The organism is Nostoc sp. DedQUE02 (assembly GCF_034531035.1).
GTDB lineage: Bacteria > Cyanobacteriota > Cyanobacteriia > Cyanobacteriales > Nostocaceae > Nostoc.
On sequence record NZ_JAVRBY020000030.1, the window covers coordinates 13,299 to 34,085 of the forward strand.

16 protein-coding genes are annotated in these 20,787 nt (G+C 43.2%); 11 read left to right on the top strand and 5 right to left on the bottom strand.

Translation table 11 applies throughout. The features are described from left to right. Nucleotides 1–220 precede the first annotated feature (220 nt). Entirely contained in the window at nt 221–427 is a 207-nt protein-coding gene (locus RMX98_RS21280) for a hypothetical protein (protein ID WP_322677557.1), read from the top strand. An 81-nt stretch (nt 428–508) separates the two neighbouring features. Further along, nucleotides 509–1,894, top strand: coding sequence for an argininosuccinate lyase (argH, locus tag RMX98_RS21285; RefSeq protein WP_322677556.1), 1,386 nt, complete (start codon nt 509–511; stop codon nt 1,892–1,894). A 213-nt stretch (nt 1,895–2,107) separates the two neighbouring features. Here argH and RMX98_RS21290 read toward each other — a convergent pair whose 3' ends face one another. Further along, on the bottom strand, nt 2,108–2,275 hold the full coding sequence (locus RMX98_RS21290) for a hypothetical protein (protein ID WP_012412073.1): 168 nt from the start codon (nt 2,273–2,275) through the stop codon (nt 2,108–2,110). An 840-nt stretch (nt 2,276–3,115) separates the two neighbouring features. Here RMX98_RS21290 and RMX98_RS21295 point away from each other — a divergent pair. The 4 genes from RMX98_RS21295 to RMX98_RS21310 all read left to right on the top strand — a co-directional run bounded on the left by RMX98_RS21295 (nt 3,116) and on the right by RMX98_RS21310 (nt 7,264). After that, nucleotides 3,116–3,610 (top strand): NUDIX hydrolase, encoded by a 495-nt coding sequence (locus RMX98_RS21295; protein ID WP_322677555.1) that lies wholly within the window; start codon nt 3,116–3,118, stop codon nt 3,608–3,610. 97 nt (nt 3,611–3,707) lie between these two features. Next, nucleotides 3,708–4,520, top strand: coding sequence for an alpha/beta hydrolase (locus RMX98_RS21300; RefSeq protein WP_322677554.1), 813 nt, complete (start codon nt 3,708–3,710; stop codon nt 4,518–4,520). 152 nt (nt 4,521–4,672) lie between these two features. Continuing rightward, entirely contained in the window at nt 4,673–5,239 is a 567-nt protein-coding gene (locus RMX98_RS21305; protein ID WP_322677553.1) for a hypothetical protein, read from the top strand. Nucleotides 5,240–5,809: 570 nt separating this feature from the next. Then, nucleotides 5,810–7,264 carry an amidohydrolase gene (locus RMX98_RS21310; RefSeq protein ID WP_322677552.1) on the top strand — a complete coding sequence of 485 codons (1,455 nt, stop codon included), beginning with the start codon at nt 5,810–5,812 and terminating at the stop codon, nt 7,262–7,264. A 26-nt stretch (nt 7,265–7,290) separates the two neighbouring features. On the opposite strand, the gene RMX98_RS21315 is transcribed toward RMX98_RS21310, so the two are convergent. After that, on the bottom strand, nt 7,291–8,109 hold the full coding sequence (locus RMX98_RS21315; RefSeq protein WP_322677551.1) for a pantothenate kinase: 819 nt from the start codon (nt 8,107–8,109) through the stop codon (nt 7,291–7,293). A 109-nt stretch (nt 8,110–8,218) separates the two neighbouring features. On the opposite strand from RMX98_RS21315, the gene RMX98_RS21320 reads away from it, so the two are divergent. Next, on the top strand, nt 8,219–9,943 hold the full coding sequence (locus tag RMX98_RS21320; protein WP_322677550.1) for a diflavin flavoprotein: 1,725 nt from the start codon (nt 8,219–8,221) through the stop codon (nt 9,941–9,943). A 10-nt stretch (nt 9,944–9,953) separates the two neighbouring features. Here RMX98_RS21320 and RMX98_RS21325 read toward each other — a convergent pair whose 3' ends face one another. Then, nucleotides 9,954–10,172 carry a hypothetical protein gene (locus RMX98_RS21325; protein WP_322677549.1) on the bottom strand — a complete coding sequence of 73 codons (219 nt, stop codon included), beginning with the start codon at nt 10,170–10,172 and terminating at the stop codon, nt 9,954–9,956. Here RMX98_RS21325 and RMX98_RS21330 point away from each other — a divergent pair. Beyond that, nucleotides 10,166–11,878 (top strand): diflavin flavoprotein, encoded by a 1,713-nt coding sequence (locus tag RMX98_RS21330; protein WP_322677548.1) that lies wholly within the window; start codon nt 10,166–10,168, stop codon nt 11,876–11,878. The genes RMX98_RS21325 and RMX98_RS21330 overlap by 7 nt on opposite strands. A gap of 392 nt (nt 11,879–12,270) precedes the next feature. Here the strand turns inward: RMX98_RS21330 and ribBA are convergent, their stop codons facing one another. After that, nucleotides 12,271–13,944, bottom strand: coding sequence for a bifunctional 3,4-dihydroxy-2-butanone-4-phosphate synthase/GTP cyclohydrolase II (ribBA, locus tag RMX98_RS21335; RefSeq protein ID WP_322677547.1), 1,674 nt, complete (start codon nt 13,942–13,944; stop codon nt 12,271–12,273). A 310-nt stretch (nt 13,945–14,254) separates the two neighbouring features. Here ribBA and argC point away from each other — a divergent pair, with 310 nt between their 5' ends. Then, entirely contained in the window at nt 14,255–15,313 is a 1,059-nt protein-coding gene (gene argC, locus RMX98_RS21340) for an N-acetyl-gamma-glutamyl-phosphate reductase (protein ID WP_322677546.1), read from the top strand. A gap of 108 nt (nt 15,314–15,421) precedes the next feature. Here argC and eno read toward each other — a convergent pair whose 3' ends face one another. Continuing rightward, a complete protein-coding gene (gene eno, locus RMX98_RS21345; RefSeq protein WP_322677545.1) occupies nt 15,422–16,711 on the bottom strand; it encodes a phosphopyruvate hydratase in 1,290 nt (429 codons plus the stop codon). Between the two features lie 257 nt (nt 16,712–16,968). Between eno and gloA the strand changes: the two genes are divergently transcribed. Both gloA and clpB read left to right on the top strand, forming a co-directional pair. After that, complete coding sequence (gene gloA / locus RMX98_RS21350; RefSeq protein WP_322677544.1) at nt 16,969–17,403, top strand: lactoylglutathione lyase; 435 nt, start codon at nt 16,969–16,971, stop codon at nt 17,401–17,403. Nucleotides 17,404–18,000: 597 nt separating this feature from the next. Further along, the gene (gene clpB, locus RMX98_RS21355; protein WP_322677543.1) at nt 18,001–20,643 is read left to right on the top strand and encodes an ATP-dependent chaperone ClpB; all 2,643 of its coding nucleotides are present in this window, start codon (nt 18,001–18,003) and stop codon (nt 20,641–20,643) included. Nucleotides 20,644–20,787 lie beyond the last annotated feature (144 nt).

The following is a 20,787-nucleotide window of genomic DNA, read 5'->3' on the forward strand; positions in this document are numbered from 1 at the left end:
ACGCTGATTTTTCTCTCTGCGAGAAGCCAAGGGCGAACGCACTACGTGTCTCAAAATCTTCTTTTTTTGTTCGACCTATTTAAAAATAGGGGCTTTGTACCTTGTGGGGAAAAGTTCTTTATTCCTGCCCTTTCCCCCTTTACCTTTCTCCTTTTCCCCTTCTTGGTAAAGAATAAACTGATACTGGAATTTTTCAGCCCTAACTTCTTAAGTACCCAATATGAGCCACTACAGCGATTTGACATCTCAGTTACTTTGGCATTTGCCTGTAAATTTGACGGCACTAGCACAAACAATCACTGATCCAAACGTTATGGGTCAGATGCAAAAAGCTTGGGCCCACTTTATACAAACGGGTCAAGTGTGGGCATTGTTGATTGGTTTAGTCATTGGCTATATGATTCGGAATCTAACTAGCTACGGTTAAAGAAATTTTAGATTTTGGATTTTAGATTTTAGATTAATCCAAAATCTAAAATCCAAAATTGATGCCCTCCCCTTATAATTTATGACCAAACAAGAAACTTGGAGCCAGAGGTTTGAATCAGCGTTGCATCCAGCGATCGCTCGTTTTAATGCCAGTATAGGTTTTGATATTGAATTAATCGAATATGACCTCACTGGTTCTCAAGCCCATGCCCAAATGCTCGCTCATACGGGCATTATCTCCCCAGAAGAAGGAGAGCAACTGGTTACAGGTTTAGAACAAATTCGCCAAGAGTATCGCCAAGGTAAATTTCAGCCTAGTGTCGATGCTGAAGATGTGCATTTTGCAGTTGAACGCCGACTTACAGAAATTGTCGGCGATGTGGGTAAAAAGGTGCATACGGCGCGATCGCGTAATGACCAAGTTGGCACAGATACTAGACTCTACCTGCGCGACCAAATCCAAGAAATCAAAAGCCAATTGCGAGAATTTCAAGGTGTTTTACTAGATATAGCTGAAAAGCACGTTGAAACCCTGATTCCTGGCTATACCCACCTCCAACGCGCCCAACCCCTGAGTTTAGCTCATCACCTCTTGGCATACTTTCAAATGGCACAACGCGACTGGGAACGCTTAGGAGACGTTTCTCGCCGCGTGAATATCTCACCTTTGGGGTGTGGTGCTTTAGCGGGAACTACTTTCCCTATTGATCGCCACTACACAGCCAAACTATTGAATTTTGACGATATTTATGCTAACAGCCTTGATGGAGTGAGCGATCGCGATTTTGCGATCGAATTTTTGTGTGCTGCTAGCTTGATTATGGTTCACCTCAGTCGCCTTGCAGAAGAAGTCATTCTTTGGTCATCTGAAGAATTTCGCTTCGTCACCCTCAAAGATAGCTGTGCTACGGGTTCTAGTATCATGCCCCAAAAGAAAAACCCCGATGTTCCAGAATTAGTGCGGGGGAAAACTGGACGTGTATTCGGTCATCTCCAGGCGATGTTAGTGATTATGAAGGGGCTTCCCCTGGCATATAACAAAGACTTGCAAGAAGATAAAGAAGGTCTATTTGATAGCGTTAATACAGTCAAAGCCTCTTTAGAAGCGATGACGATTTTGCTCAGGGAAGGCTTAGAATTTCGTACCCATCGGTTAGCATCAGCTGTGGCGGAGGATTTTTCTAATGCCACCGATGTAGCAGATTATTTGGCAGCACGGGGCGTTCCTTTTCGGGAAGCTTACAACCTTGTGGGTAAGGTGGTAAAAACTAGTATTGCCGCAGGTAAACTCCTAAAAGATTTGAAGTTGTCAGAGTGGCAACAACTACATCCGGCATTTGCAGAAGATATTTATGAGGCGATATCCCCCCGTCAAGTTGTGGCAGCCCGCAACAGTTACGGAGGTACTGGCTTTGTACAGGTAAGCAAAGCACTTATAGCTGCCCGCACTCAAATTGCTCAATAGAGGGATTGGGGACTGGGGAGCAGGGGAAAAGGTTAAAGGTTAAAGGGAAAAGGAATAAATTTAATCTTTCCCCTTACCCCTTACCCTTTCCCCTTTCCCCCTTCCCCATGCCCAATGCCCAATGCCCAATGCCCAAAAATAAATAAGGGCGTACAAATCAATGTACGCCCTAAAAAATAAATAATCTAAATAACAAGGATTTAAGCAGACAACTTAGTCAGTGTCAGCTGCTGTTGCTGCGCCTTCTTCTTCTTCACTCTTTGGTGGTCTTTGTTGGAACCTTCTCTGCATTCTTCCTGTCGTAGTCCGTTTACGAAACTTTCTGGCATACGCCTGGTTACGTAGCGCCTTTTCTTTTTTTGGGTTACGGCGCTTGGCCATGTTCACCTCATTAATAAACAACAAAAAAGTAGCAACTAGGCATCACGTAGGCAATATTAGCTACCAATATTCTTGATATACTTGTAGCCTAGTGCAGCAATAAATACGCTTTAAACAGTGTACTAGTCTACCGCATTTCACCTAAGTCTGTCAAGAATAATTCAGAATTATCCTCGCAAGCTAGATGAAAAATACCTTTTCTTAGATTCCAATCTATCAAATAGATTGGAAATTAGGTAACTTGTTGTACTTATTGAAACAAACCAAATTTATCACGAAAGAATTCAGGAGTCAGTCGTTATAACTCAGTAAGAATGGGTGGGTTTAAGCATGGAATCTGATATTTGATTTACTGGTTTTTAAATTAAGTCGAGGTTTCTTAGGGACTTTCAGTGAAAAAAACACCCCATCTCTGGTTAGCACAGTTGTGTTACCCTACAAATGTATAAATAATTTAGGATAATTTATTTTTTGGAAGTCCCTGAAACCCTACTTACTTGCCTCTTCTAAATTTAGAATTCAGACTTAGGGATTCTGAATTATTATTCATATTATTTTTTTTAATGTGTACTGAAAAACTATTATTAATAGCTAGTTTCAGCAGTACTAATGCTAGATAGAAACTGAAAATTTTCTTAATTACAAAGATATTATGTATATATAAATACAGTGCTTCTATTGAAACTTGATGTTAGAATTGATAGTATTCTACGTAAATCGTGAGAATAAAACCTCAACCCACAAACATTTTTGTATAAAACAAAACTCAACGAAGATTTTATTAGTTGAGTCCATGTAAGTGGTAGGGAACTATAGAATACAACACAGAAATTTTGAAGATTGAACGTTATTGCTTTTTTTCCGGCAGCTGTCGAGTCCACACGTAGCTTATGGCGTATTGGACAAACAGTATTGGGTATTATATTTCGTCATCCCATTACTGGTACTAGTATCATCCCAATTTTACCCGATGGTCGGATTGTACTGATCCGGCGGCGCGACAATGGTCTTTGGTCATTGCCTGGAGGGATAGTGGATTGGGGAGAAGATATTCCCAATACAGTCCGCCGGGAATTGATGGAGGAAACCGGGCTAGAATTGGTGAAAATTAACCGTTTGGTAGGAGTTTATTCTGCACCAGACCGCGATCCCCGAATCCATTCAATTTGTATTGTGGTTGAAGCCGAGGTACAGGGAATAATGGAGATTCAGGATACTTTGGAAGTAATGGAAATCCAAGCTTTCTCTCCCACTTTTCTACCTTCAGGACAGATGTCTCACGACCATACTCGGCAGTTGCAAGACTACTTGAATGGTTTGACAACACTGGCATAACAATATTTTTTTCATTAGTCATTAGTTATTTGTCAGATGCTAATGACTAATGACTATTTATTTTATTATGGTGCTACAAGTTAACTGCTAAATTAAAATGGATACACTATTCCGTAACTCCCGAAGAAAGCTCTCTCAAGGGCTATTATTCTGGCGTGAAGTCGGTGAAAAAACCCCTATAATTTTTTTACATGGTGCTTGGAATGAAAGCAGTCAATGGTTATCTGTGATGGAGTCGCTTGCACAAGATTTTCATTGTTTTGCACCTGATTTATTAGGGTTTGGTGAATCAGAAAATCCAAATATCTACCATTCGATAGATTTACAAGTTGAGTGTTTAGCTGAGTTTTTGCAAGCTGTTAAGTTAGAAAAAGTATATTTAGTAGGGCATTCTCTTGGGGGTTGGATTGCTGCTAGCTATGCGTTAAAGTATCCAGAGAAAGTTGCTGGTATGGTATTGCTAGCACCAGAGGGTGTAGAGATAGCAGGACAAGAACAGCATTGCCAAAAGATGCGGCGATTATTGAATTATTCACCACTAATAGTTAAATTGTTGCGATCGCTAATTCCTTTAACTAAAATTCTGGGTTGGCATGAAAAAATTGCCCAGGATTTGCAATTACGTCAGGAATTGTTGCGTTACCCCATAGCTTGTCAGTTACTTTTCAAACGGCGGCAAGTAGAAATTGAGGCGGAATTAGTACAAAAGCGGCTTTATATGATAGATGTGCCGGTTTTTATTTTACAAGGTGGCCAAGATACACCAGATGCTTTAGCTAAAAGTCGGGTTTATGCTCAACTGATGCCGAAAGTCGAGTTAAAAATGATTGCCCATGCCGGAAATGACTTAGCAGAATCTTGTGCTGGTGTTGTAGCGATCGAGATTCGGGAGTTTATTAAAGGGAATTGAGGATTTAGATACTGTCTTGATGCATGATACGGCAAAGTATGCAAGTTTACAAAGAATTGGTATTAAAATTATTTTTTCACAAAGCAATGCAATAATCTATACTAAGCCTAGAGCGGCTTCATCCAGATTATTAAATTGGAAAAACTTTTCTGATGAAATTAACTCAAAAGCTTTGTATCGTTACTACTGCTGGGGTAGTGATGAGTCTGGGTTTACTAAAAGCTGTCCCAGTCCAGGCAGTTACACTCAACTTTGATTGGACTGGTAATGCAGGGTATTCAGCTAAAGGCTCGTTTTCCTATGATGAAACTCAAAGTTACACAACCATAGACAATTCAAAACTTCAATCCCTGGAAGTTTCTTTTTTTGACCCAAGTCAAAAATTATTGAATAGTTTTACTCCAATTACTAATAAGAGTATTGTTTATGGTTTTTTAGATTTTAACTACGATATAGCCACAAAGTCTTTGTTTGGGTACTTTGATGTAGGTCAGGATAATGCCCAAAGTACAGATTATTATCTGTTCGGAACTGTTGGTTTAGGACTTAGCCTGAGAAATCCAACTCAGGGAACAATAGATCAGAACAATGGATTAATTAATATTACCTCTACTACCCCAGTCCCTGAACCATTAACAACGGGTGGCACAGTTTTCACTGCTAGCATCGCCTGGTTGATGAAGCGTAGACAAGTTACTGCTCAAAAAGCCAAAACTTAAACATCTTGAGCCACTTTGATAAAACTTTAATTTTTCGTTGGCTAAAATATTAACATTTCCTTAATTCTAAGATTGATGAAAGCTGGTCACGGACATCCAAAGCGTCTATGACCAGCTTTAATAATTTTGGTAAAAGAAAATTCAAAAGCAACTTTTAAAACTCAAATAATAACTAGATTTGAAGGTTTATTTCCTAATATTATGGGTCTAGCCAATTATTTTTTAATGAAAGTATTATAAGCAATCCGATTTGATTTCTGTATCCCTCACGGGAGCGTAGCCATACTTATTTGCGTAGGAGGCAAGAGGCAATAGGCAATAGGCAACAGTCAAGAAGCCTCTTTGAGTTGTACTGAATTTTTTCAGAAATCAAATATGAGTCCTATAGTAACGATGATTTTTCTATATAAAAAGTGATTAAGAAGTGATTAAATAAGGCTATTAAATGCTAGTAAATAGTAAAGAATAGTTACAAATGAATTGGTATAATTCACAATTTTTAATTGTGAAATTAGTAGCAATTAGACGGATGATAAAGTCACGACAAAAATTCAACAAGGATATTTTAGTGTGAAATATCATCTGACAAAATACTATAAGCTATTAGTTCTTTTTGTCTGTACAACGTTGTTCATCTTTTTTGGTCAGATAGTTGTTGCTCAAAGTAACTATAATCTAGTCGCTCAAGGGCAGCAAAGAGTACAACTGATTGTGGGTGGTGATTTTATCGTAACGATGAACGAGGCACAACCCGTTATCCAGAATGGTGCGATCGCCATTAGGGACGGCAAAATTGTTGCGGTAGACACACAATACAAAATCATGGCATCTTACAGAGCCGACAGGACGCTACCAGGCGACGGTCTGGTGCTGATGCCGGGTCTGGTCAACGGTCATTCTCACTCAGCAATGGTTCTGTTTCGCGGTCTTGCGGACGACTTAGCGTTGCAAGATTGGCTCCAGAATTACATCTTCCCAGCAGAAGGGAAGTTCGTTGATGAAAATTTTGTCCGCGTTGGCGAACAGCTTGCCTGCTGGGAGATGATACGCGGTGGTACAACAACCTTTGTTGATATGTACTTTCAGCCAGATGTCGCTGCCAAAGTCGTTAGTGAATGCGGCTTACGCGCCATTATTGCGCCCTCTTCAATAGATTTTCCCAGCCCTGGTTTCCAAGGATGGGATGATGCTTTTGCCTTGTCGATAAATTTTCTGAAACGTTGGAAAGGTAAGAACGAACGTATCATACCAGCTCTTGCTCCGCACGCTCCCTACACTGTTTCGCCAGAGCATCTTGTCCAGGCTATTCAGGCTGCACGTCATTACGATGTGCCGTTGACAATTCACTTGGCAGAGACACAAGCTGAAGTAAAAGATGTCCAGCAACGCTATAACGCAACTCCAGTCAAACATCTAGAAAATCTGGGTTTCCTAGAACCGCGTGTATTTGCCGCACACGTTGTCTGGCCTAACGCAAGTGAAATCGCCCTGCTGGCTAAACGCGGTGTTGGTGTTATCCACAATCCTGACTCGAATTTGAAACTGGCTTCTGGCTTTGCGCCGATTCCGGCGATGCTGAAAGCAGGAATTAAGGTTGGTTTAGGTACGGATGGAGCCGCATCGAACAACGTTCTTGATATGTGGAAGGCAATTCGCCTCACTGCCCTCATCCATAAAGGGACTACCCTTGACCCGACTACTGTACCAGCTAAGACAGTTTTGCGTATGGCAACAGTTGGTGGTGCAGAAGCACTTGGCTTATCGGATAAAATTGGTGCAATTAAGGTGGGACTTCAAGCCGACCTAATTCAAGTCCAGCTTAAAGAACCACACTTGCTCCCGCTTTACGATGTCATCTCACATCTTGTTTATGCAGCAGATGCCCAAGATGTTGATACTGTAATTGTAAATGGACAAGTTTTAATGGAAAAACGTAAGATGCTCACGGTTGACCCTGAGAGGATTCGCCGTGAAGCTACTTCTATCGCTCAGAGAATCAAAGCTCAATTCCGACCTGCTAATTGATCAATCTAAGCTGCTCTGGGTCTGACTTAGAGCAGTTTTACTATTTCCCGCATTCCCCAAAAAATCAAATTTGGTTCCACAATTAAGCGTGCTGCAATTTCAGGATATAAGGCTTGTAGATAGTTTATTAATAAAGTGCGATCGCCTCCTTTAATCGCAATTTTCCCATTAGGAAATAATTGCCACCACGCCTCAATAAAATCTTTAATTCCAGCTAAAATAGTGTAAATAATTCCGCTTTCAATAGCTTCTGGAGTATTAAGAGCAAAACGCGATGGTAGAGACGGAAAGTTTTGCATTTCCACTAATGGTAATTGTTCTGTCTGCTGACCGAGAGTTGCAAATTGCAAACCTAATCCCGGCAAAATTGCACCTCCAATCAAACACTGATTATCATCTCCAGCAGTAAAAGTTAACGCTGTCCCAGCATCAATTACCAACATTGGAAAACCCCACGTTTTCCCCGCACCCCACAAAGCTAAAGCGCGGTCAATTCCTAATGTAGGATAAATACCTGTTAGCGGTAATTGGTTTAAGGTAATAACGTGAGTATTTGGGTAAGTTTGCCAAATAGCAGTTTGGCTGGGAACTACGGAGGCGATGAAAAGAGGACAAAGGGGCAGAGTGTTTACTAGAGATTCACCTTGTGGAAAAATTTTCTCTAGTAAATCGTTCAGGGTTTGGCATTCAGCCAGTTGTTGTATAACAGACTTAGGTAGATAGTCAGTATCCCAAGCTGAGTAAAGCGTCTCGCCAATAAACAACGCCCAATGTAGCCGAGAGTTGCCAATTTCCAAAGCTAGCCAAATATTATCTGTGTGTTCTGGGTGCTTATGCGGTTTCACACTTTTAACTTTTTTAAGTCAGTTATATGTTTTTTAATAAAAATTAACATTCATCCCGTGTCACAATAAAACAAGAGGAACAAATACTCATTGTGTCAAGGAGGGAGTTATGGTAGCACTCACCGAAAAAACTGAAAAACGGCTCACCATACAGACTGTGGAAATCGCTCAAGAGACGACAGCGATTCGCTCTTTGGATTGGGATCGCGATCGCTTCGATATTGAGTTTGGTCTGCAAAACGGTACTACTTATAACTCGTTTCTCATCCGGGGAGAGCAGACTGCTTTAGTTGATACCTCCCATGAAAAGTTTCGTCAACTATACTTCGATACGCTCACCGGACTAATCAAGCCAACAGAGATTGATTATTTGATTATCAGCCACACTGAGCCAGACCATAGCGGTTTAGTTAAAGATTTGCTGCAAATGGCTCCAGAAATAACCGTTGTCGGTTCTAAAGTGGCGATTCAGTTTCTGGAAGATTTGGTACATCAGCCATTTAAGCGGCGGATTGTAAAAAATGGCGATCGCTTAGATTTGGGCAATGGGCATGAATTTGAATTCGTGATTGCCCCAAATTTACACTGGCCGGATACCATCTTTAGCTTTGACCACAAAACCAAAACTCTCTACACCTGCGATGCCTTTGGGTTGCACTACTGCTCAGATAGCACCTTTGATGAAGACTTGGCGGCGATCGAAGAAGACTTTCATTACTACTACGATTGCTTGATGGGGCCGAATGCTCGGTCAGTTCTCTCTGCCCTGAAGCGGATGGGTGAACTGAAAACGATCGACATGATTGCCACAGGACACGGCCCGTTATTATCTCACAATGTAGAAGAACTAGTTGGACGTTACCGCACTTGGAGCCAAAGCCAAACCAAGGCAGAAACAACAATTGGGATATTTTACGTTTCCGAATACGGATATAGCGATCGCCTCGCGCAAGCAATTGCCAACGGTATCGGTAAAACTGGTGTCGCTGTGGAAATTGTCGATTTGGGATCGGAAGTCGATTTACAAGAACTACGAGAACTAGTTGGCCGTTGTTCTGGGTTAATCGTTGGTCTACCTCCGGCTTCTGGTGCTGCAAGTATCCAAGCTGCACTTAGCACAGTTTTAGGATCAGCCAAAGAAAAGCAAGCTATCGGCGTATTTGAAACCGGCGGTGGCGATGATGAGCCGATAGATCCTTTGCTGAGTAAATTCCGCAATTTGGGTTTAATAACAGTTTTTCCAGCGATTAGGATTAAACAAACACCTACAGAAAATACCTACAAACTGTGTGAAGAAGCGGGTACAGACCTAGCTCAATGGGTAACACGCGATCGCAACATCAAAGCTATGAAATCCCTTGGTGCTGACTTAGATAAAGCACTTGGTAGAATTAGCGGCGGATTATATATCATCACTGCCAAAAAAGGCGATGTATCCAGTGCCATGCTAGCCTCCTGGGTTGCTCAAGCCAGCTTCAAACCCTTGGGATTTTCCATTGCAGTAGCCAAAGATCGGGCGATTGAATCACTCATGCAAGTAGGCGATCGCTTTGTTCTCAACGTTTTAGAAGAAGGCAATTTCCAACCACTAATGAAACACTTTTTGAAACGGTTCGCCCCTGGCGCAGATCGTTTTGAAGGTGTGAGAACTCAGCCAGCCGAAAATGGTGCGCCTATCCTCAACGATGCCCTCGCCTACATGGAGTGCGAAGTCATCAGTAGAATGGATTGTGGCGACCATTGGGCAGTATACAGCACAGTCTATGCAGGGCGGGTTTCTAAGCCAGATGCTTTGACTGCTGTGCATCACCGCAAAGTTGGTAATCACTATTAGGGACTGGGGATTAGGGATTGGGGACACTTCGACTCCCTTCTCTACGAGAGGCTACTTCGGCTTCGCTCAGTACAAGTGCGCCAACGGCTCCGCTCAGGGCAAGCCGCTCAGTGCATCGCTGGGGACTAGGGACTAGGAACTGGAAAAAAGTTTTCCAAATACCCAGTACCCAATCCTCAGTACCCAGTACCCAGTACCCAATACCCAATACCCAATAAAGCCATGTCAAAAAATAAACCCCGTGATGTTCAAGTTTTCCCCATTGCTACAGATACGAGAATACTGCGATCGCGCAGTTGGTCAAGGCTCAGATTTGAAATTGAATATGCCCTTGCTAAAGGTACAACTGCTAATTCTTATTTAATCGAAAGCGAGAAAACCGCCATTATTGATCCTCCGGGGGAAACGTTTACACAAATTTATTTAGAAGCTTTGCAGCAACGTTTCCATCTGGAAGACCTAGATTATGTAATTTTGGGACACGTCAATCCCAACCGCGCTGCAACTTTAAAAGCTGTGTTAGAAATTGCTCCGCAAATCACCTTTGTGTGTTCTAATCCCGGAGCGATAAATTTACGTGCGGCGTTGTCAAATGCAGATTTGCAAATTCTTGTGATGCGGGGCGAAGAAACTTTAGATTTGGGTAACGGGCATAATTTACAATTTATTCCCACCCCCAATCCCCGCTATGCAGATGAACTTTGTACCTACGATCCGCAAACAGAAATTCTGTACACAGATAAGTTATTTGGGGCGCATGTTTGTGGAGATCAGGTATTTGATGAAGGGTGGGAAGTATATAACGAAGATCGACGCTATTATTTTGATTGCCTCATGGCTCCCCACGCCCGTCAAGTTGAAACAGCACTGGAGAAATTAGCTGATTTACCCGTGCGAATGTATGCCACTGGACACGGGCCTTTGGTACGCTATGGCTTAATCGACCTGACCAAAGCTTATCGAGAATGGAGTCAACAACAAACATCTGCCGACTTGACAGTGGCGTTGATTTATGCATCAGCCTATGGGAATACAGCAACATTAGCCCAAGCGATCGCTCGTGGGATTACAAAAGCTGGTGTAGCTGTAGAATCGATTAACTGCGAATTTACTGAACCAGAAGAAATCCGGGCGGCTGTGGAAAAAGCAGGTGGTTTCATCATCGGTTCTCCTACTCTCGGCGGTCATGCACCGACACCCGTGCAAACAGCTTTAGGAATTGTGCTATCCACCGCTACTAACAATAAACTTGCCGGTGCTTTTGGTTCCTTTGGCTGGAGTGGAGAAGCGGTTGATTTAATTGAGAGTAAATTAAAAGATGCTGGCTATCGATTTGGTTTTGATACCATTCGCGTCAAATTCAAACCCGACGATGCCACCTTACAATTGTGTGAAGAAGCTGGAACCGACTTTGCCCAAGCACTGAAGAAAGCTAGAAAAGTGCGATCGCAAAGTCTTCCTGCAACAAGTGTAGAACAAGCAGTTGGTCGGATTGTCGGTTCTCTTTGCGTTCTCACTGCAAAAGAAGGCGATCGTTCTAGTGCGATGTTAGCCTCGTGGGTGTCTCAAGCTAGCTTTAGTCCCCCTGGTTTAACCATAGCCGTCGCCAAAGACCGTGCAGTAGAAACACTAACGCATACAGGAAACAAATTTGTCCTCAACATCCTCAAAGAAGGGAATCACTTGGGATTGATGAAGCACTTCCTCAAACCTTTTGGCCCAGGACAAGACCGATTTACTGATGTCGCCACTCAAGAAACAGAAAGCGGTTCTCCCATACTTACCGATGCCCTAGCATATCTTGAATGTTCCGTACAAAATCGGATGGAATCTGGCGACCACTGGCTGGTTTATGCGACTGTCGAGAATGGCAAATTGTTAGATACTGATGGCGTAACAGCCGTGCATCATCGCAAGTCGGCAACTCATTATTAATTAATTATCGCCAATTTCCGATCCCAGCCTATTTTTGCTAATACAATAGACATCTTGCAAAAGTTACTTTTGCCTTGATGTTGGGGAAAGGTCAAAGGGAAAGGGAAAATTCTATCCTTTCCCCTTTAACCCTTCCCCTTTACCCCACAAATGCCAAGAAGTCTAATAATTCCCCAATTCCCCTCCTCGCTTGCAGGGAGGAGTCAGGGGTGGGGTATTTTTAGGACAATACAGTTCAGTTAAGCTTTTTTCTCTCCCCCTGCTTCCCCTGCCTCCCCTGCTCCCCCTGCCTGCCTTAACAAATAAATTTGCTTAACTGAACTGTATTGATTTTTAGGACTTACGCACAACAAATTTCCCAACCCTTAAAAATTTGACTCTTAGGATTGTGACTATTCGCTAAAGCTGTAAATTTGCTGCGTCTCTAAGCGATCGCTAATCGATGAAGGCACTGTACCATCTGTGAATGTCTGTCGATCTAGTTGCACTTGTAAATTACTCAAAGGATCGCAACCAGAAGAAATTAGAAATTCTAGTTTCTGGATGTAAGGCACTGTTGCTAGGTTATCCAGAATTTTGAATATTGCCTGTATATAAGGATGACCACTTTGCTGATACCAATCACAGCTAGCAACTTTTGCTTGATCAAAACCCAAGTGTACTGTTAAAGATGGCTCATCAAATATAGCGATCGCCAAGGGACGCGCTTCTTCCTGCAACAATAGATCGTTACTTTTCGCTAAATGTCGCAGTTTCTCTAAGCGTTCATAACGTTCCGTCACGGCTTCCGGGTCATCTTGCCAATGGATTGCTACTGTCACAAGATAAGTTTGTAACAACATGTGACCCAGCTTTTTCGCCTTTGTTGCTAGGTAATAAGAATTGTAGTCATTGGCTTCAATTAACAATGGAACGCGATCAACTACTTCCAACCCATAACCCTTGACTCCAGCAATTTTACGGGGATTATTAGTAATCAAACGTATCTTTTTAACGCCCAAATCCATCAGCATTTGTGCCCCCATCCCGTAGTCTCGCAAGTCAGCAGGAAATCCCAACCGCTCATTTGCTTCTACTGTATCCAGTCCCATATCCTGCAATGAGTAGGCTTTCAGCTTGTTAATCAAGCCGATGCCTCGCCCTTCTTGACGCAGGTATACAACTACGCCTTGACCAGCAGCCTCAATCATTTTCAGTGCAGCGTTCAACTGCATCCGACAGTCGCAGCGCAAAGAACCCAAAGCATCACCAGTTAAGCATTCTGAGTGCATTCGCACCATGACTGGCTCATCTTTGAAGTTCGCTGGATCTCCCTTGACAATTGCAACATGTTCTGTATTATCCAGGGTATGGCGGTAGGCGTAAATTTCAAACTGGCCGAATTGGCTAGGCAGCTTGGTAACTACCTCACGATACACGAGGCGATCGTGCTGTAGGCGATAGCTGATTAAATCCGCAATACTAATGATTTTTAAATTGTGACGTTTGGCGTATTCAAATAACTGCTGCAACCGCGCCATCGAACCATCGGGGTTTTGAATTTCACAAATTACCCCGGCTGGATATAACCCTGCTAGTCGAGATAAGTCTACAGCCGCTTCCGTATGTCCTGCGCGTTTGAGTACGCCTCCAGCTTTCGCCCGAATCGGGAAAATATGGCCAGGACGACGTAAATCAGTAGGTTTTGTAGCTGGGTTGAGAGTAACCTGGATAGTGCGGGCGCGGTCTTCTGCTGAGATACCAGTCGTGACACCCAATTCTGGGCCAGCATCAATGCTAACAGTGAAGGCAGTTTGGTTAGTATCTGTAATGTTGCTTACCATCAAAGGTAAGTCTAGCTCGTCTAAGCGATCGCCTGTCATTGCCAAACAAATTAGCCCTCTTGCTTCCACCGCCATAAAATTAATCATGTCGGGTGTGGCAAATTGGGCAGCACAAATTAAGTCGCCTTCGTTTTCTCTATTTTCATCATCTACCACTACAATGACGCGACCAGCTTTTAGGTCTGCTAAGGCGGCATCAATCGAATCAAATTTAAAAGCTTGGGTAGTATTAGGCTGTGACACAGAAAGATTTCCAGCTATAAACGTAAATTTTTTTAACAATTTCTTCTTTTAGATTGTAGCTCCTTTATAAGGCAGAGAAGTAGACTAGCAATGATTTGATCGGGTGACAAGAATTTTTGCGATTAAAAGTAGCGATAAAGTGCAGCGACAGTATCAAGATGAGAATAATAGTTATTTACTCGCCCTACTTCTTCATCTTTCTAGAACAAAGTGGAGGGGTTTGTGGCGTTTTGTGCGCTGCGCGTCTAGTCGCTGATATTGTTGATAGCTGAGAACGAATTAACCATTCATGGGATAAGGATTTCAGATCATGGGCAAATTTAGACGCGTACCCGTTGGGATTGTTGGCGCGTCGGGCTATGGCGGAGTACAGTTAGTACGACTACTGATGGATCATCCAGAAGTTGAACTGGTTTATTTAGGAGGTGAAAGCAGTATCGGAAAATCCTTCGGAGATTTCTACCCGCATCTGGCTCATGCAACTAACCTGCTAATAGAAGCGGTAGAACCAGAAATAATTGCTCACCGTTGTGAAGTAGTTTTCCTGTCTTTACCAAATGGTCTGGCCTGCCAAATCGCTCCTAAACTGTTGGAAAAAGGATGTAAAGTCATAGATTTGAGTGCAGACTATCGTTTTAGTAATTTGACAACTTATACAAATTGGTATGGCATTGAGAGAAGCGATCGCCCAATTGCAGCTACAGCAGTTTATGGATTACCAGAACTTTATCGCGATCGCATTGCCGAAGCTCAACTTATTGGCTGTCCCGGTTCCTATGCCACTGCTAGTCTTCTTGCACTTTCGCCACTTTTAAAGCAAGGCTTAATCAGACCAGAAACAGCTATTATCGATGCCAAGTCTGGCACATCTAGCAGTGGACGGCAGGCTCAAACCAATTTATTACTAGCTGAAGCAGACAACTCCATAGCTGCTTTCAATGTTGGTCGTCACCGTCATACCCCAGAAATTGAGCAAATTTGCAGTGACTTAGCTGGTCACGAACTCATGATCCAATTTACACCGCACCTTGTCCCAATGGTACGCGGTATTTTGGCAACAGTATATGCCACAATGAGCGACCCCGGTCTAGTACGAGATGATTTAATCACAATTTTCTCAGCCTTCTACCGCAACTCTCCTTGGGTAAAAGTCTGCGGTAGCGGCGTTTACCCGCAAACCAAGTGGGCAAGCGGCAGCAATCTTTGTTATATCGGTGTAGAAGTTGACCCGCGTACAGGTCGTGTAATTGTTATGTCAGCAATTGACAATCTAATTAAAGGACAGGCTGGCCAAGCTATTCAGTGTCTAAACCTGATGATGGGTTGGGATGAAACCTTGGGGTTGCCGAAGTTGGGGTTTTATCCGTAAATGGGCATGGGGCATTGAGTAGGGGGAAAGGGAAAGGGGTAAGGGGAAAAGGTTAAAAATTATCCCTTTGCCCTTTTCCCTTTAACCTTTTCCCTTTTTCTCCAGTCCCTACTTCGGCCCTAACCCCACAGCACCAGCATAAACGGCGCGATCGCCTAGTTCATCTTCAATTCGCAGCAAGCGATTATATTTTGCTACGCGTTCGCTGCGACACAGAGAACCTGTTTTGATTTGACCAGCACGGGTTGCTACAGCTAAATCAGCGATCGTTGTGTCTTCTGTTTCACCAGAACGATGGCTAATTACTGAACGGATACTGTTGCGAGTTGCCAAATCAATCGTTTCCAAGGTTTCGGTCAGAGAACCAATTTGATTGAGTTTAATCAAAATTGCATTAGCGGCTTTTTCTTGGATGCCTCTTTGCAAACGAGTGGCGTTAGTCACAAACAAGTCATCTCCTACCAATTGCACCCGCGAACCTAACTTCTGGGTGATCGATTGCCAACTTTGCCAATCTTCCTCGTGCAAGCCATCCTCAATTGATACAATTGGGTATTGGTCAACTAGTTGTCCTAAATAATCAATAAATTCAGTCGGGGCGTGAGGTTTACCATCGTAAACATACTGACCATTCTTGTAAAATTCGCTAGCCGCCACATCCAGCGCCAAAGCTACTTGTTCACCTGGCTTGTAACCAGCTTTCTGAATGGCAGCAACCAGCAATTCCAAAGCCACCTGATTAGATTCTAGGTTAGGGGCAAAGCCGCCTTCATCACCCACACCAGTAAGCAAACCCTTCTCATCTAACACCTGACTAAGGGTAGCAAACACCTCTGCACCCCAGCGCAATGCTTCCCGGAAAGAGGTTGCACCAATTGGGACAATCATAAACTCTTGAAAATCCACGTTATTTGAGGCGTGTGCGCCACCGTTAATCACGTTCATCAACGGCACTGGGAGCAAATTCGCTAAAGGGCCACCCAAATAGCGATATAGAGGAATTTCGAGAGATTCAGCACCAGCTTTAGCAGCTGCTAAGGAAACCCCCAAAATTGCGTTAGCCCCCAAATTATTTTTGTTAGCAGAACCATCGATCGCAATCATTGTGCGGTCTAGCAGTTCTTGATTGAGGACATCCAAGCCTAACAATTGTGGTGCAAGTGCTTCTTTGACGTTTTGTACTGCCTTGAGTACACCTTTGCCCCCATAACGGCTTTTATCGCCATCACGCAGTTCGTGGGCTTCAAAAGAGCCAGTAGAAGCACCACTAGGAACTTGCGCCAGTCCGACAACACCATTGGCTAAATGCACTTCGGCTTCAATTGTCGGTCTACCGCGTGAATCAAGAATTTCACGAGCTGCGATCGCTTCAATTGCAGTATCTAGAAATTTACTCATCTGTACTTTATCCTTTATTCGAGTCTGTTACGCATACAGTCCAGTTGCCTAACCCAATCGCTAGCATAGGCGTTTAAGAGACTTTATTGGCTGAGATTAAAGAAGATTTCCATTGTATGGATAAGGATCAAGCCAAAAATGGTTAAGGGAACGTTTATTTTGTCTTTTTCTTTGATCGCATTTCTACCTTCAGACTTTGAGCTAGGTAAAATATTGGCAGAGAATAACACTAAATCAGTTACAGAGAAAAGGTCAATATGCGATTACTACATACAATGCTACGGGTGGGCAACCTTGAAGAATCTTTAAAGTTTTACTGTGAACTTCTAGGTATGAAATTACTACGCCGAAAAGATTATCCAGGGGGGGAATTTACTTTAGCTTTTGTGGGATATGGTGACGAAAGCGACAACGCGGTAATCGAACTAACCTACAACTGGGGGGTGGAAAAGTACGAATTAGGTAATGCTTACGGTCACATTGCCCTTGGCGTTGATGATATTTACGCTACGTGTGAAGAAATTCGCACTCAGGGCGGTAAAGTCGTGCGCGAACCAGGGGCAATGAAACATGGTTCGACGGTAATTGCTTTTGTGGAAGATCCTGATGGATATAAAATTGAACTGATTCAACTGGGAACTCAAGGTTCGGCAGTCAAACAAGAATCACAAGAGCAACTTGTAAGTCAATAATTCGATCGGGGATTTCCAAAAAATTAATTATCCAGTAGGGTGGAATGTCATTTATCTAAGCTGGATTCAGATCCCCGACTTCTTTCAGGAGTCGGGAATCTGGGCAGCAATTTGTGCTTAAGAGCGATCGGAAAATCTACATTGATGTCTTAAAAAGTTGAGCTAGAGGGAGATTGATTCTTCTGGCATACTGGCATATCGTGCCAATCAACCCAGATAAGCGAGATTTTTCCCCTTTTGCCTTTCTTTTTAGGCGGGTTAGGGGATCTTCTCTGGGTAAATCCTATTCATAGTTACCCCTACACTGTCGTTAACGATTGATACTAATAACCCTCGCTCCAACAATACCATTGGGGAAAGTCTGCTCATAACAGTGTTTTCGTTTTAAATTAGGAAATAGGGAATGGATTAAATTATCATCAATTGTCAATCCAAAATTGCCACCGGAGATACACGCGGATATACGCCCAGAATGTTTGGATAATTATCTGGGTATTAAGGAGTAGGATTATAACCACTCCCAACTCCCAACTCCCTTACTCCCTTTAATAATCCCCCAATCCTTAAACTAAAAATTCAAATTCTAAAATTCTAAAGATGCAACCTACAGATCCCAATAAATTTACTGATAAAGCCTGGGAAGCAATTGTTAAATCTCAGGATATAGTCCGTGCTTATCAACAACAGCAACTAGATGTTGAACATTTAATTATTGCCCTGTTAGAAGAACCCACTAGTCTAGCAATACGTATCCTAGCTCGATCTGAGGTCGATCCAATCCGCTTGCAGCAGCAGCTAGAAGCCTTTACCCAACGTCAGCCGAAAGTTGGTAAAAGCGATCAGCTTTATCTTAGCCGTAGTTTAGATGTTTTACTAGACCGGGCCGAGGAAGCTAGAGCTAGGATGAAAGATTCCTACATTTCTGTGGAACACATACTTTTGGCCTTTGCTGAAGACGATCGCATTGGACGAAAGATGCTCAAAGGCTTTAATGCGGATGCACCTAAACTTGAAGCTACAATCAAAACTATTCGCGGTAGCCAAAAGGTGACAGATCAAACACCAGAATCCCGCTATGAAGCCTTACAAAAATTTGGCAGAGATTTGACAGAACAGGCAAAAGCGGGAAAACTCGACCCAGTAATTGGGCGGGATGACGAAATTCGACGGGTAATTCAAGTATTGTCTCGTCGTAGCAAAAACAACCCTGTATTAATTGGTGAACCTGGGGTAGGTAAAACTGCGATCGCCGAAGCATTAGCACAACGGATGGTAAACGGTGATGTTCCTGAATCTCTGAAAAACCGCCAACTCATCTCTTTAGACATCGGTAGTTTAATTGCTGGGGCAAAATTGCGAGGAGAATTTGAAGAACGCCTGAAAGCTGTCCTCAAAGAAGTTACAGAATCTAACGGTCAAATTGTCTTGTTTATTGACGAACTACATACCGTAGTTGGTACAGGTTCCAGCCAACAAGGGGCAATGGATGCGGGAAATCTGCTCAAACCAATGCTGGCGCGGGGAGAACTGCGTTGTATTGGCGCAACTACCCTCGATGAGTTCCGCAAACACATAGAGAAAGATGCTGCCTTAGAACGCCGCTTTCAGCAAGTTTTTGTCGATCAGCCAAGTGTGGAAAATACTATTTCCATTCTGCGGGGGTTGAAAGAACGCTATGAAGTGCATCACAACGTCAAAATTTCTGATTCGGCTTTGGTAGCAGCAGCAACCTTGTCAGCACGTTATATTAGCGATCGCTTCTTACCAGATAAAGCTATTGATTTGGTGGATGAAGCAGCAGCACAGTTGAAAATGGAGATTACCTCCAAACCAGCCGAATTGGAAACCATCGATCGCCGCCTGATGCAATTAGAAATGGAAAAGCTATCATTAGCTGGCGAAGAAAAGGGTACTCTCCAAACAAAAGAACGTTTGCAGCGAATTGAGCAAGAAATCGCCAATTTGACGGAAAAACAGCAAACATTTAATGAGCAATGGCAAGGTGAAAAGCAGATATTGGAGGCGATAAGCGCCTTAAAGAAAGAAGAAGATGCGCTGCGAGTGCAAATTGAACAGGCGGAACGCGCCTACGATCTAAATAAAGCTGCCCAACTAAAGTATGGCAAATTGGAGGGAGTGCAGCACGAGCGTGAAGCTAAAGAAGCGAGCCTTTTAGAAATTCAAAACCAAGGTTCTACGTTGCTGCGAGAACAAGTCACCGAAGCCGACATTGCCGAAATCGTCGCCAAGTGGACAGGAATCCCCGTCAATCGCTTGTTGGAATCGGAACGACAAAAATTACTGCAATTAGAAAGTCATTTGCATCAACGAGTCATTGGGCAAGAAGAGGCTGTAGAAGCAGTAGCAGCCGCAATTCGCCGCGCCCGTGCGGGGATGAAAGATCCCTCTCGTCCCATTGGTTCATTTTTGTTCATGGGCCCCACAGGTGTGGGTAAAACCGAACTCGCCCGTGCTTTAGCTCAGTTTCTCTTTGATTCTGATGATGCATTGGTGCGCTTGGATATGTCTGAGTATATGGAAAAACACTCAGTTTCTCGCTTAGTGGGTGCGCCTCCAGGATACATAGGATATGAAGAAGGCGGTCAACTTTCCGAGGCGATTCGCCGCCGTCCTTATTCAGTGGTGCTGTTGGATGAAGTGGAAAAGGCGCACCCCGATGTGTTCAACATTTTATTGCAGGTGTTGGATGATGGGAGAGTTACTGACTCTCAAGGAAGGACGGTAGATTTTCGTAACACCGTCATTGTGATGACCAGTAACATTGGTAGCGAACATATTTTGGATATATCTGGTGATGATTCCAAGTATGAAACGATGCAAAAGCGGGTAATGGATGCTTTGCGATCGCATTTCCGCCCAGAATTTCTCAACCGCCTTGATGATATTATTCTTTTCCATGCCCTCAGTCGCACAGAAATGCGGCATATTATCCGTATTCAACTCAAGCGGGTAGAAAATCTCCTGCGCGAGCAAAAAATCTTCTTTGAGATATCCCAAGCAGCTTGCGATCACCTTGTTGAATCAGGCTATGACCCAGTTTACGGTGCGCGTCCACTCAAACGGGCAATTCAGCGAGAAGTAGAAAATCCCCTCGCCACCAAATTATTGGAAAATACTTTTATCTCTGGAGACACCATAATCATTGATAAAAATGAAAACGGTCTGTCTTTTAGCAAAAAAGTGCTGGTGAAGGTGTCAGTACCACAAATTGCTACATAGTATCTGGTAGAATCTCTCTCTCCCTTTGAGAGAGAGGCTTTGATTCATGCTCCTCTGATAGCAAAAAAAGTTTTTCCGCTTCCCTCTCCTACGAGGAGAGGGCTAGGGAGAGGTAGAGAAGGGGTTGGGGGTTAGATTTGAAAA

Coding starts and splice junctions, on each gene's coding strand:
- RMX98_RS21305 (WP_322677553.1), top strand. CDS start 4,673: ATGAAATTAACTCAAAAGCTTTGTATCGTTACTACTGCTGGGGTAGTG.
- argH (WP_322677556.1), top strand. CDS start 509: ATGACCAAACAAGAAACTTGGAGCCAGAGGTTTGAATCAGCGTTGCAT.
- clpB (WP_322677543.1), top strand. CDS start 18,001: ATGCAACCTACAGATCCCAATAAATTTACTGATAAAGCCTGGGAAGCA.
- RMX98_RS21290 (WP_012412073.1), bottom strand. CDS start 2,275: ATGGCCAAGCGCCGTAACCCAAAAAAAGAAAAGGCGCTACGTAACCAG.
- RMX98_RS21320 (WP_322677550.1), top strand. CDS start 8,219: ATGGTAGCACTCACCGAAAAAACTGAAAAACGGCTCACCATACAGACT.
- RMX98_RS21330 (WP_322677548.1), top strand. CDS start 10,166: ATGTCAAAAAATAAACCCCGTGATGTTCAAGTTTTCCCCATTGCTACA.
- RMX98_RS21280 (WP_322677557.1), top strand. CDS start 221: ATGAGCCACTACAGCGATTTGACATCTCAGTTACTTTGGCATTTGCCT.
- RMX98_RS21300 (WP_322677554.1), top strand. CDS start 3,708: ATGGATACACTATTCCGTAACTCCCGAAGAAAGCTCTCTCAAGGGCTA.
- argC (WP_322677546.1), top strand. CDS start 14,255: ATGGGCAAATTTAGACGCGTACCCGTTGGGATTGTTGGCGCGTCGGGC.
- gloA (WP_322677544.1), top strand. CDS start 16,969: ATGCGATTACTACATACAATGCTACGGGTGGGCAACCTTGAAGAATCT.
- eno (WP_322677545.1), bottom strand. CDS start 16,711: ATGAGTAAATTTCTAGATACTGCAATTGAAGCGATCGCAGCTCGTGAA.